Below are 12,834 nucleotides of genomic sequence, written 5' to 3'. Positions count from 1 at the left end.
CTGATCGCCGCCGCTTTATCCCCGAATCTGCAACTTCATGTTTGCCCCCGAAAGCGGCGGCAACGGATCCCGTTCGACTCAAAAAAACAAAAAGAGAATCTGCAATGACACATCCCACTGCGCCGTACGCATTACCCAGCCTGATCGCGCTTGCACTGGCCGGCGTCGCCCTGCCCGCCGCGGCTGAAGAAGCCGGGTTTGTCGAGGGCGCCAAGGTCAATCTGAACCTGCGCAACTTCTACATCAACCGCAACTTCACCAACCCGACCAAGGCCCAGGGCAAGGCTGAAGAGTGGACGCAGAGCTTCATCCTCGACGCAAAATCCGGCTTCACCCAAGGCACCGTTGGGTTCGGCATGGACGTACTCGGTTTGTATTCGGTGAAGCTCGATGGCGGCAAAGGCACCGGCGGCACCCAGTTGCTGCCGCTGGATCACGATGGCCGCCCGGCAGACAATTTCGGCCGTACCAACGTTGCGTTCAAGGCCAAGCTGTCGCAGACCGAATTGAAGGTCGGCGAGTGGATGCCGGTACTGCCGATCCTGCGTTCGGACGACGGTCGCTCGCTGCCGCAAACCTTTCGTGGCGGCCAGATCACCTCGAAGGAAATCGACGGCCTGACCCTTTACGGCGGCCAGTTCCGCGCCAACAGCCCGCGCGACGACAGCAGCATGAGCGACATGTCGATGACCGGCAAAGCCGCGTTTACCTCCGATCGCTTTAACTTTCAGGGCGGCGAATATGTGTTCAACGAAAAACGCACGCAGATCGGTCTGTGGAACGCCGAACTCAAGGACATTTACAGCCAGCAGTACGTCAACCTGATCCACAGCCAGCCACTCGGCGACTGGACGCTAGGCGCCAACCTCGGCTTTTTCTACGGCAAGGATGACGGCAGCGCCCGCGCCGGTGATCTGGACAACAAAACCTGGTCGGGAATGTTCTCGGCCCGATACGGCGGCAACACCTTCTACGTCGGCCTGCAGAAACTCACCGGCGACAGCGCGTGGATGCGGGTCAACGGCACCAGCGGTGGCACCCTGGCCAACGACAGTTACAACGCCAGTTACGACAATGCGCAGGAACGCTCATGGCAGGTGCGTCACGACTACAACTTTGTCGCCCTCGGCATTCCCGGCCTGACCTTGATGAACCGCTACATCAGCGGCGACAACGTGCACACCGGGACCATCACCGACGGCAAGGAATGGGGACGCGAATCGGAACTGGGCTACACCGTGCAAAGCGGCGCGCTCAAGGACTTGAACGTCAAATGGCGCAACTCGACCATGCGCCGCGATTTCAGCAACAACGAGTTCGATGAGAACCGCTTGATCGTCAGCTATCCGATCAGCTTGCTGTAAACCCAAGTCCTCTGTAGGAGCTGCCGCAGGCTGCGATCTTTTGATCTTGATCTTAAAAACAAATCAAAAGATCGCAGCCTGCGGCAGCTCCTACAGGGAAAGTTGGTATACGCAGAATAGCCATTGTCTGGCTTGCCAGCGATGGCGTGAGCTCAGGCACTATCACTCCCGGGATTCAACCCCCAACTCATCCCACACCGATTCGGCCAGATGGAACGTCGCATTCGCCGCCGGAATCCCGCAATAGATCGCGCTCTGCATGATCACTTCCTTGATCTCGCTCCGGCTCACGCCGTTATTGGCGGCGGCGCGCAAATGAAGTTTCAGCTCACCTTCGCGGTTCATGCCGATCAGCATGGCGATGGTGATCAGGCTGCGGGTATGCCGAGGCAAACCCGGGCGTGTCCAGATATCGCCCCAGGCGTGGCGGGTGATCATCTCCTGGAATTCCGAGTTGAACTCGGTCAGCGTGGTCAGGCTGCGATCGACATGGGCATCGCCCAACACCGCGCGGCGTACCTGCATGCCATCGTCGTAACGTTGTTTCTCGTCCACAAAAACTTCCTCACTTAGCCTGCAAAAACGCCAACACGCGATCACTGAAATCAGCGCCGGCTTGCACGTTGGACAAATGCGCCGCATAGAACTCGGCATACTCGGCGCCGCGCACATGCTCCTGAATGAAATGCCCGCCGGACGGCGGTGTCACCGCATCTTCAGTGCCGGCAATCACCAGCAGCGGCACATTGATCGAGGACAACTGCTCGCGGAAATCCGCATCACGTACCGCCGCGCAATTGGCCGCGTAGCCTTCAGGATGAGTAGCCGCGAGCATGTCGGTAATCTGCTTGGCCGCGGCCGGATGAGCCTGCGAAAAATCCGGCGTAAACCAACGCGCAATCGACGCGTCACGCAGGGCAACCATGGCTGCCGCGCCGTCGCGCAGTACGGTTTCAATGCGCGGGTTCCACACCGATGGATCGCCGATTTTCGCTGCGGTGTTGCACACAATCAGCTTGTTCAGACGCTCGCCGGCATTGATCCCCAGCCACTGTCCGATCAAGCCGCCCATCGACAATCCGCAAAAATGCGCGCGCTCGATGTGCAGCGCATCCAGCAAGCCAAGCACGTCATGGCCCAATTGCTCGATGCTGTAAGGCCCCGGCGTCACCAGCGATTGGCCGTGGCCACGGGTGTCGAAACGCAGCACGCGAAAGTGTTCGGTAAACGCCGGCATTTGCGCGTCCCACATGTGCAGATCGGTGCCCAGCGAGTTGGACAGCACCAGCACCGGCGCATCGACCGGGCCTTCCAATTGATAGTGCAGTTCGCCATCGGCGAGTTGAACGAAAGCCACAGCCCTCTCCTTCAGACAGTCAACGCGTTGTGTTCGGCCACCACTCGCTCGACCCAGACTTGCGCCTGGCCGAGGTAATGGGCGGGGTTCAAAAGATGATCCAGTTCAGCGGCGCTAAGCTCGGCGGTGACTTTCGGCTCGTCACCGAGCACGGCACGCAAGTGGCGCTTTTCGGCCACCGCACGTTTGCAGCATTGTTCGAGCAGATGATGCGCGGTGTCGCGGCCGACCCGTTGCGCGAGGACGATGCTCACTGCTTCGGCCAGCACCAACCCTTGGGTCAATTCGAGATTGCGCGCCATGCGTGCGGCGTCGACTTCCAAACCGTCGGCCAATAATCGCGCCTGTTGCAGCGATCCCGAAACGAGGCAGCAGATTTCCGGCAGGGTTTCCCATTCGGCATGCCACAAGCCGAGGCTGCGTTCGTGCTCTTGTGGCATGGCACTGAACAATGTCGACACCAGCCCCGGCATGCGCGTCGCCGCGCCGATCAAGACCGCCGCGCCCACCGGATTACGTTTGTGCGGCATGGTCGAGGAACCGCCCTTGCCCGGTGCCGACGGTTCGAAGACTTCCGCCGCTTCGGTCTGCATCAACAAACTGATGTCGCGACCGAGCTTACCGAGGCTCCCGGCGATCAAACCAAGCGCCGCGCCAAACTCGACGATGCGATCACGCTGGGTGTGCCATGGCTGTTCCGGCAGGGTCAGTTGCAGTTCCTCAGCCAAGGCCTGAGCGATCGGCAATGCCTGCTCGCCCAGCGCCGCGAGGGTGCCCGATGCGCCGCCGAATTGCAGCACCAGCAGACGCGGCTTGAGTTCGCGCAGACGCTGACGGCTGCGAGTCACGGCCCCCAGCCATCCGGCGATTTTCATGCCTAGGGTCACCGGTGTCGCGTGTTGCAACCAGGTGCGCCCGGCCAGCGGCGTAGCCGCATGACGCTGCGCTTGAGCGGCGAGTGAATCGGCGAGTTGCGCCAATTCCCCTTCGATCAAACCCAGCGCCTGACGCAATTGCAGAACCAGCCCGGAATCCATCACATCCTGACTGGTTGCGCCCAAATGCACATAACGCTCGGCCTCGGCATCGGTGGCAGCAATCTGCTTGCCCAGCGCCTTGACCAGCGGAATGGCCGAATTACCGGCTGTGGCAATTGCCTCGCCCAGCGCCGCGAAGTCGTACAGCTCAGCGCTGCACGCGTTGGCTATCGGAACGACAGCGGACGCTGGAATCAGTCCGACCCGAGCCTCGGCCCGGGCCAGCGCTGCTTCGAAGTCGAGCATTGCCTGGACGCGGCCCTGATCGCAGAACACCTCGCGCATATCGCGGGCAGTGAAGTAGGCATCAAACAATTGATTGCCCGGTCGCTGAGTCATAAACAGTCCTTGCCGGCGCGGGCCATGGCGGCCCGCGCGCATCGGTTTAGAGATCGTGGTGCAAATATTTCGCCTGTTTCGGCAGACGCAGACTGAACAGGAGTGCCACCGCCATCATCAGCGTGACGTACCAGTAAAAGGCGTTTTCCATGCCGCCGGCCTTCAGGCTCAGGGCAACGAATTCCGCCGACCCACCGAAGATCGCGTTGGCCACCGCATACGCCAGGCCCACGCCAAGGGCGCGGACTTCCGGCGGAAACATTTCGGCTTTCACCAGGCCGCTGATCGAGGTGTAGAAACTGACAATGGCCAGCGCAATGGTGATCAGTACAAAAGCCAGAAACGGACTGCTGACGCCCTTCAGGCTGAGCAGGATCGGCACGGTGAACAGCGTACCGAGCGCGCCGAACCAGAGCATCGAGTTACGTCGGCCAATTTTGTCGGCAAGCATGCCGAACAGCGGTTGCATGCACATATACAAGAACAGCGCGCCGGTCATGATGTAGCTGGCGGTCTTGGCGTGCATGCCGGCAGTGTTCACCAGATATTTCTGCATGTACGTGGTGAAGGTGTAGAAAATCAGCGAGCCACCGGCGGTATAACCCAGCACAGTGATAAACGCGGCTTTGTGATCGCGAAACAGCGCACGGATGCTGCCGGCGTCCTTGTTCTCGCGCATTTCTTTGCTGGTGGTTTCTTTCAGCGAACGACGCAGGAACAGCGAAATCAACGCCGCCACCGCACCGACCACGAACGGAATCCGCCAGCCGTAGGCGCGCAGGTCATCTTCGGTGAGGAACTGCTGAAGCACCACCACCAGGGACACCGCCAGCAATTGCCCGCCAATCAACGTCACGTACTGGAACGAGGCAAAGAACCCGCGCTGGCCCTTGAGCGCAACTTCACTCATGTAAGTCGCGGTGGTGCCATATTCGCCACCCACCGACAAACCTTGCAGCAGACGCGCGAACAGCAACAGCACCGGCGCCCAGACGCCGATGTCCTTGTAGGTCGGCAGACAGGCGATCAGCAATGAGCCGAAGCACATCATCAGAATCGAGATCAGCATCGAGTTCTTGCGCCCGTGCTTATCCGCCACGCGCCCGAAGATCCAGCCACCAATCGGTCGCATCAGAAACCCGGCAGCGAACACACCGGCGGTGTTGACCAGTTGTACCGTCGGGTTGTCGGAAGGGAAAAACGCCGGGGCAAAATAGATCGCGCAGAAGGCGTAGACGTAGAAGTCGAACCATTCGACGAGGTTGCCGGACGAAGCGCCGACAATGGCGAAGATGCGCTTGCTACGCTCTTCGCCGGTGTAATGGGCTGTGGTGGTTGTCATTGTTTTTCACTCGATAGGGACAGTGAGAGTCTAGACACACTTTGCAACAGTCCCGTTCCACATTGGCTCGGCAACACAGGCCACGCCTATGAAAGCGGGCTTTGTGGCGAGGGGATTTATCCCCGATGGGCTGCGAAGCAGCCCCAAGACCGGCGATCACGGTGCAATAGATTTACCGCGCTCTGGGGTTTTGCGAGTGCTGCGCACTCGGTCGGGGATAAATCCCCTCACCACAAAACTCACTCCACTGGAATAGCGGTGTTCTTTCAATAATCGAAGAACACCGTCTCGGCATCTTTGCCCTGCAGAATCACATTCCACTGGTACACACCCGACGCATCGGGCTTTGCCAGCAACGTCGTGCGGCGCTCGGCCGGCACACATTCCAGCAGCGAGTCATTCACGTTCGCCGGCTCGCCGTCAAAATAGATCCGCGTCAACAAGTGCTTCACCAACCCGCGAGCAAACACCAACACCACCAGATGCGGCGCCTGGGTCGAGCCCTTCAAACCCTCGACCGTGCCTGGCTTGATCGTGGTGAACCGAAAACGCCCTTCGGCATCCACCGGCACCCGACCAAAACCTTCGAAGTGCGGGTCCAACGGTTTGTCCTGCTCGTCTTCCGGATGGTCGTATTTGCCGGCGGCGTTGGCTTGCCAGACTTCGAGCATGGCGTCATTAACCACATCGCCGTTGCCATCGACGACTTGTCCGGTGATCGCCACACGCTCGCCGAGGGTCAGTTCATTGGCGAGATTTTCACGGTTCAGCCAGGTCAGACCGATGTGGTAGTAAGGCCCGACGGTGTGGGACGTGGTCGCATTCAGGGTCATCTTATTTCTCCATCGGCGTGGCATCACGGCCGCGCAGCACGATGTCCCAACGGTAACCGAGGGCGTAGGACGGAATGGTTTTTTCCAGATCGAAAGCAGCGATCAGGCGTTCCTTGGCGGACGTATCCGGTACGCAGTTGTAGATCGGGTCGTAGGCCAGCAACGGGTCGCCGGGGAAATACATCTGCGTCACCAAGCGGGTCAGTATGCTCGGCCCGAACAGCGAGAAATGGATGTGCGCCGGGCGCCAGGCGTTGTGGTGGTTACCCCACGGATAGGCGCCGGGCTTGATGGTCTGGAACTGATACCAGCCATCGGCGTCGGTCACGGTGCGACCGGTGCCGGTGAAGTTCGGGTCCAGCGGCGCGTCGTGCAGGTCGCGCGGGTGGTTGTAGCGGCCGGCGGCGTTGGCCTGCCAGATTTCTACGAGAATCCCCGGCACCGGCAAGCCGTTTTCGTCGAGCACACGGCCGTGGATGATGATCCGCTCGCCCTGTGGTTCGCCGTCATGCTGGGCGGTCAGGTCGTTGTCCTTTTCGGCCACACGCTCGGCGCCGATGGTCGGGCCGGTGATTTCCGACAGCGAGTGGGGCAGAAACACCAACGGCTTGGAGGGCGAGCGCAAATTGGTGGATTGATACGTCGGGTGCAGGTACTCAGGCTGGGTGCCTTCCTGCGGACGACGGTAGCCAGGCTTGTCAGTCATTTCGCTTTCCTCTGTTCTTATTCGTCACGGCTTGCGTCAGACGCGTTCGATGGCCAAGGCAAGTCCTTGGCCGACACCGACGCACATGGTCGCCAGACCTTTCTTGCCACCGGTCTTTTCCAGCTGATGCAGCGCGGTCAGCACCAGGCGCGCACCGCTCATGCCCAACGGGTGACCCAAGGCAATCGCGCCGCCATTCGGGTTGACCTGCGCGGCGTCGTCCGCCAAGCCGAGTTCACGCAGCACCGCCAAACCCTGGCTGGCAAACGCTTCGTTGAGTTCGATCACATCGAAATCGCTGACCGCCACACCTAGACGCTCGATCAGTTTACGCACCGCTGGCACCGGGCCGATGCCCATTACCCGTGGCGCGACACCGGCACTGGCCATGCCCAGCACTTTGGCGCGGGCGGTCAAACCGTGTTTTTTCACGGCTTCGGCCGAGGCCAGAATCAGCGCGGCGGCGCCGTCGTTCACGCCCGAGGCATTTCCGGCGGTGACAGTCTTGTCCGGGCCGTTGACCGGTTTCAGTTTGGTCAGCGCTTCGATCGTCGTGTCAGCGCGCGGGTGTTCATCCTGGCTGACCACCGTTTCGCCCTTCTTGTGGGCGATCCGTACTTCGACGATTTCTTCAGCGAAGTAGCCGGCGGCCTGCGCGGCGGCTGTCCGTTGCTGACTGCGCAGGGCGAAAGCGTCCTGATCCTCGCGGGAAACTTCGTAATCGTCAGCGACGTTGTCGGCGGTCTGCGGCATCGCGTCGACGCCGTACTGGGCTTTCATCAACGGGTTGATGAAGCGCCAGCCGATGGTGGTGTCTTCCAGTTTCATATTGCGTGAGAACGCTGCATCAGCCTTGCCCATCACGAACGGTGCGCGGGACATCGACTCGACGCCGCCGGCAATCGCCAGCTCCATCTCGCCGCTGGCGATGGCGCGAAACGCCGTGCCGATCGCATCCATGCCCGAAGCGCAGAGGCGATTGAGGGTCACGCCGGGCACGGTTTCCGGCAGACCTGCCAGCAGCAGCGCCATGCGTGCGACATTGCGGTTGTCTTCGCCAGCCTGGTTGGCGCAGCCGAGGAACACCTCGTCGATTGCACTCCAGTCCACCGACGGGTTGCGTTCCATCAGCGCCTTGATCGGCACAGCGGCCAGATCGTCGGCGCGAACGGCGGACAAACCACCGCCGAAACGGCCGATGGGGGTACGAATCGCATCGCAGATATAAACGTCACGCATCATGCTTCTCCCGGTGCCTGACCGTGCGCCGCAGCGGTGCGCGCTTCGAGATCACGCAACGCAGTCAGCTCGACCTCGGTCGGCTCGGCGGTTTGTTCAACGTTGTCGGCAAAGCGGATCGCCCAACCGGTGGCGGCAACCACTTGCTCGCGAGTCACGCCCGGGTGCAGTGCGGTGACCACGAATTCGTGAGTGCCTTCCTCCGGTTCCATGATGCACAGGTCGGTGATGATGCCGACCGGACCGGCGCCCGGCAGGCCCAGTCGCTTGCGCGAATCGCCGCCCTCGCCATGGCCGACCGAGGTGATGAAATCGAGCTTGTCGACAAACGAGCGCGCCGACTGTTTAAGGATGATCAGTACACTCTTCGCCGAGCCGGCAATCTCCGGCGCTCCGCCGGCTCCCGGCAGACGCACTTTCGGCGAATGGTAGTCGCCGACCACAGTGGTGTTGATGTTGCCGAAACGGTCGACCTGCGCCGCGCCGAGAAAACCGACGTCGATGCGTCCGCCCTGCAACCAATAGCGAAAAATCTCACCGGTCGGCACGACGGTGTCAGCGGTTTCCGCCAACTCGCCGTCACCGATGGACAGCGGCAGTACGCTTGGTTTGGCGCCAATCGGGCCGGATTCGTAAATCAGCACCACGTCCGGCGATGAAGTCAGGCGCGCGAGGTTGGCGGCTTTCGACGGCAGGCCGATGCCGACGAAGCACACCGAGCCGTTCTTCAGGCGACGGGCTGCGGCGACGGTCATCATTTCATTAGTGGTGTAAGTCATTACTTGGCCTCCGAAGCAGCGGCCAACTTGGCCTGGAACTCGCTGAAATCAGCGCAGCCATGGATGTATTCGTTGATCCACGCGGTAAACGTCTCACGGTCGCGGGCAATCGGGTCCCACGCCTGATAGAAACGATTGTCACGCTCGGTGTAACCGTGGGCGTAGGAAGGATGCGCGCCACCCGGGACGTGACAGACCGCGCTCAAGGCCCAGGTCGGCAGCACGCAGGCGTTCATCGGTGCGTTGAGGTTGTCGACGATTTCCTCGACGGTAACGATGCAGCGTTTGGCGGCCAGTGCGGCTTCTTTCTGCACGCCGAGAATGCCCCACAGCAACACGTTGCCTTGGCGGTCGGCTTTCTGCGCGTGGATCACAGTGACGTCCGGGCGCACCGACGGCACCGCCGCCAGCACTTCACCGGTGAACGGGCAGGTGACGGATTTGATCAGCGGGTTGACCTTCGGCAGGTCGGAGCCGGCGTAGGCGCGCAGCACAGCGAACGGCAAGCCGGAAGCGCCGGCGACGTAGGCATTGGCCAGGTCGGCGTGGCTGTGTTCTTCGATTTCCAGCGGGTGCGGCCATTGTTTCTCGACGGCATCGCGCAGACGATGCAGCGAACCCACACCCGGATTGCCACCCCATGAGAAGATCAGCTTGCGCGCGCAACCGGCGCCGATCAGTTGGTCGTAGATCAGGTCAGGCGTCATCCGCACCAGGGTCAGATCTTTCTTGCCCTGACGAATGATTTCATGACCCGCTGCCGTAGGGATCAGGTGAGTGAAGCCTTCGAGCGCAACGGTGTCGCCGTCGTTGACGAATTGCTTCACCGCGTCGTGCAGCGAAAGGATCTCAGCCATGGAGCGGGCTCCCGTTTTTGTAGTGGATCGCCAGTGATAAAAAAGGCGCGAGGTTCAGCGCCGGAGTCACTGCAGATTAAGCCTGGGAAATGTGCCAAACAATCCGATAATCGACTCAGTGTTCGTTTATCGAACAGATTGTTGTCAGCCTAACTTTGTGTGTTGTCTGCAAAAGATCGCAGCCTGCGGCAGCTCTCTACAGGGGTATGTATTCCAATTCAGGAGCCGCCGCAGGCTGCGATCTTTTCAATCTACAGCGCGATATCAAGTCGCATCCGCATGACTCACCATGCCTTTGATCACCACCGCCGTGGTCGCCAACGCTGCCGGAATCACCAGCGCCGTCAACACCTGCTCGAAATTCCAGCCCAACCCCAGCAGCGTCGCGCCCATCCACGCGCCGAGAATCGCGCCGAAACGGCCAATCCCCAGCATCCATGAGACGCCGGTTGCCCGGCCCTGCGTCGGATAGAACCGCGCCGCCAACGAAGGCATCGCCGATTGCGCACCGTTCACGCACATCCCCGCCACCAACACCAAGGTCGCCAGCAATGTGATGTTGCCCAGGCTCTGCCCCACCGCGTAGGCAAAAACCCCGGCCAGCAGGTAGAAAATGCCGATGACCTTGTGCGGATTGAAGCGATCCATCGCCCATCCCACACCGACCGCACTCAATACCCCGCCGAACTGGAACAATGCGCCGATAAACGCGGCCTGCTCCATGCTCGCGCCGCTGTCACGCATCAGCGTCGGCAGCCAACTGGTCAGCAGGTACACAATCACCAGGCCCATGAAGTACGTCAGCCACAACAGCAGCGTGCCGGCGCTGTAGGTGCCGGAAAAGATCACTGCGAACACGTTACGCGCCTTGACGGTTTTCTGTTCCGGAACGCTGAAACTCGAAGCCTGCGCGACCACCACCGGATCAATCGGCGCCAGTGTCTTGCGGACTTTGTCAGTGCCACGGTTACGCACTACAAGGTAGCGCGCCGATTCCGGCAGCCAGAACAGCAGCACCACGGCGAGGATCAAAGGCAAAATGCCGCCGATCAGCAACAGGCTGTGCCAGCCGAACGCCGGGATCAACTTGGCGGAAATGAACCCGCCACCGGCCATGCCAAGGTTGAAACCACAGAACATGCTGGTCACCAGAAGCGACTTCTTGCGCTCCGGAGTGTATTCCGACAGCAGCGTCGTCGCGTTCGGCATCCCCGCGCCCAGACCGAGGCCGGTCAAAAAGCGCAGCACCAGCAATTGTTCGACGTTGGTGCTGTACGCCGATGCCAGGCTGAAAGCGCCGAACAGCACAACCGCGCCAACCAGTACGACTTTGCGCCCGAAGCGGTCAGCCAGAGGCCCGGAACCGAGTGCGCCGAAGACCATGCCGATCAGCGCGGCACTCATCACCGGGCCAAGGCTGGCGCGGTCGATGCCCCAATCCTGCGACAGCGCCGGGGCAATGAAGCCCATCGCTGCGGTGTCGAGGCCATCAAGAAACACAATCAGGAAACACAGGATCACCACCCGCCACTGATAGCGCGAGATCGGTTGGGCGTTGATAAAGGACTGCACGTCGAGGCAGTTACCTACAGCGGACTGAGGCTGGTTCATTGTTTTTATTCCACGCAAAAAACGCAGTCGAACGGCGACCGGCCAAGGAGCGGCACGGTGACAAGAATAGAAGGTTGCAATCAGGCGTTGCGGGGAACCCGGCAACAGGAACTGGGGCGGCGACAGTCGGGGAACGTGCGCATGGGGAGTTGCCTCTTGTCATTATTATGGGAGTCGGCAGTCCGGCTGACGCTTTCGCTCAGCGCCGGATGACGCTGCCGCGACATTAATGATCCGAGGGTTTTAGCGTCAATTCGATAAACGCAACACTGTGCGTTTATCGAACAGCTTCATCAGGCAAACAACTGCGCGCTGAGGTCGCGGCTGGCACTGAGCAGGCCCGGCAGAAAGCGCTGCTCCAGCTCGGTGCGGCTGACTCGGCCGGCGTGGGTGCTGACGTTGAGCGCGGCCACCACTTGCCCCGAGGCGTCGTAGACCGGCACGGCAATCGAGCGCAGGCCTTGTTCCAGTTCCTGATCGACAATGCACCAACCCTGCTGCCGCACTTCTTGCAGGCATTCGAGCAGTGCGTCGGGGGTGTGAATCGTGCGGCTGGTCTTGGCGACCAGTTCGGCGTGATCGAGGTATTCGCGTAGCGTCGTGTCGTCCAGCGCGGCCAGCAGAATCCGCCCCATCGACGTGCAATAGGCCGGCAAACGTCCGCCCACCGAGAGATCCACGGAGATCAGTCGCTGAGTCGTCGCCGATCGGGCGATATAGAGAATGTCGTCGCCCTCAAGCGTGGCCATGTTGCAAGCTTCGTGCAGTTGCTCACTCATGCGGTCGAGGTAGGGCTGCGCGGAAACGGCCAACGGCGTCGAGGATAAATAGGCATGGCCAAGGGTCAGTACTTTCGGCAGCAGCGAATACGTGCGGCCATCGGTGGTGGCGTAGCCGAGTTTGATCAAGGTGTGCAGGCATCGGCGCACCGCAGCGCGGGGAATTTCCGTGCGGTGGCTGATCTGGGCGATGGTCAAATGCCTTTTGCGCTCCTGAAATGCCTGCACCACCGCCAGGCCACGGGCCAGCGAGGTCATGAAATCCGGATCGCCTGTCAGCGCCTGGATCCGTTTGGCCGGCGAAGCGACGATCGGCGGCGCCACGGAGGTGAAGGAGTTGCGCATTTGGTCGTTCATTTCAGGTCCTTTATCCGGCTCGGATCACGGGCTATACAATCGGCTCACAGGGAGATGCACAAGGGTAAGGCCAACAACATTGGGCGATTATCGAACCGTCGACCGATAATCGCAATCGAGCACACAGCGCAGGTTCGGCCGCGTGAGCGGTTTGCGCAACTTTGAACGCACACTGAATCAGCGTTTTTAGTTGTTCGACTTAATGGCGCCAAAAACAGATCGCTTGGCAAATAA

The 12,834-nt window shown here is 60.8% G+C and carries 12 protein-coding genes; 1 reads left to right on the top strand and 11 read right to left on the bottom strand.

Annotated elements, in window-relative coordinates; genetic code table 11:
- Positions 1–104: 104 nt before the first annotated feature.
- Positions 105–1,364, top strand: coding sequence for an OprD family porin (locus ACA069_RS06565; protein ID WP_489878374.1), 1,260 nt, complete (start codon positions 105–107; stop codon positions 1,362–1,364).
- 162 nt (positions 1,365–1,526) lie between these two features.
- Here ACA069_RS06565 and pcaC read toward each other — a convergent pair whose 3' ends face one another.
- The 11 genes from pcaC to pcaR form a co-directional block, all read right to left on the bottom strand.
- Positions 1,527–1,919, bottom strand: a complete 393-nt coding sequence (gene pcaC, locus ACA069_RS06560; protein ID WP_187679425.1) for a 4-carboxymuconolactone decarboxylase — start codon at positions 1,917–1,919, stop codon at positions 1,527–1,529.
- A gap of 10 nt (positions 1,920–1,929) precedes the next feature.
- Positions 1,930–2,721 carry a 3-oxoadipate enol-lactonase gene (pcaD, locus tag ACA069_RS06555; protein WP_497616777.1) on the bottom strand — a complete coding sequence of 264 codons (792 nt, stop codon included), beginning with the start codon at positions 2,719–2,721 and terminating at the stop codon, positions 1,930–1,932.
- 11 nt (positions 2,722–2,732) lie between these two features.
- Positions 2,733–4,097, bottom strand: coding sequence for a 3-carboxy-cis,cis-muconate cycloisomerase (locus tag ACA069_RS06550; protein WP_497616775.1), 1,365 nt, complete (start codon positions 4,095–4,097; stop codon positions 2,733–2,735).
- A 46-nt stretch (positions 4,098–4,143) separates the two neighbouring features.
- On the bottom strand, positions 4,144–5,439 hold the full coding sequence (locus ACA069_RS06545; RefSeq protein WP_497616774.1) for an MFS family transporter: 1,296 nt from the start codon (positions 5,437–5,439) through the stop codon (positions 4,144–4,146).
- Positions 5,440–5,705: 266 nt separating this feature from the next.
- Complete coding sequence (gene pcaG / locus ACA069_RS06540) at positions 5,706–6,272, bottom strand: protocatechuate 3,4-dioxygenase subunit alpha (protein ID WP_497616772.1); 567 nt, start codon at positions 6,270–6,272, stop codon at positions 5,706–5,708.
- Between the two features lies 1 nt (position 6,273).
- A complete protein-coding gene (pcaH, locus tag ACA069_RS06535; protein WP_187679430.1) occupies positions 6,274–6,978 on the bottom strand; it encodes a protocatechuate 3,4-dioxygenase subunit beta in 705 nt (234 codons plus the stop codon).
- Between the two features lie 36 nt (positions 6,979–7,014).
- The gene (gene pcaF, locus ACA069_RS06530) at positions 7,015–8,220 is read right to left on the bottom strand and encodes a 3-oxoadipyl-CoA thiolase (RefSeq protein ID WP_187679431.1); all 1,206 of its coding nucleotides are present in this window, start codon (positions 8,218–8,220) and stop codon (positions 7,015–7,017) included.
- A complete protein-coding gene (locus ACA069_RS06525) occupies positions 8,217–8,996 on the bottom strand; it encodes a CoA-transferase subunit beta (protein ID WP_187679432.1) in 780 nt (259 codons plus the stop codon). Before ACA069_RS06525 ends, pcaF begins: the two co-directional genes overlap by 4 nt.
- Complete coding sequence (locus tag ACA069_RS06520; RefSeq protein ID WP_103307044.1) at positions 8,996–9,853, bottom strand: CoA transferase subunit A; 858 nt, start codon at positions 9,851–9,853, stop codon at positions 8,996–8,998. The genes ACA069_RS06525 and ACA069_RS06520 overlap by 1 nt, the downstream gene beginning before the upstream one ends.
- 264 nt (positions 9,854–10,117) lie before the next feature.
- The gene (gene pcaK, locus ACA069_RS06515) at positions 10,118–11,464 is read right to left on the bottom strand and encodes a 4-hydroxybenzoate transporter PcaK (protein ID WP_497616771.1); all 1,347 of its coding nucleotides are present in this window, start codon (positions 11,462–11,464) and stop codon (positions 10,118–10,120) included.
- A gap of 293 nt (positions 11,465–11,757) precedes the next feature.
- Positions 11,758–12,600, bottom strand: a complete 843-nt coding sequence (gene pcaR, locus ACA069_RS06510; protein WP_187679434.1) for a pca regulon transcriptional regulator PcaR — start codon at positions 12,598–12,600, stop codon at positions 11,758–11,760.
- Positions 12,601–12,834 lie beyond the last annotated feature (234 nt).

The organism is Pseudomonas sp. LBUM1652 (genome assembly GCF_059716105.1).
Note: the sequence above shows the minus strand (reverse complement) of the source record. Positions and strands in the feature narration are given on the sequence as shown.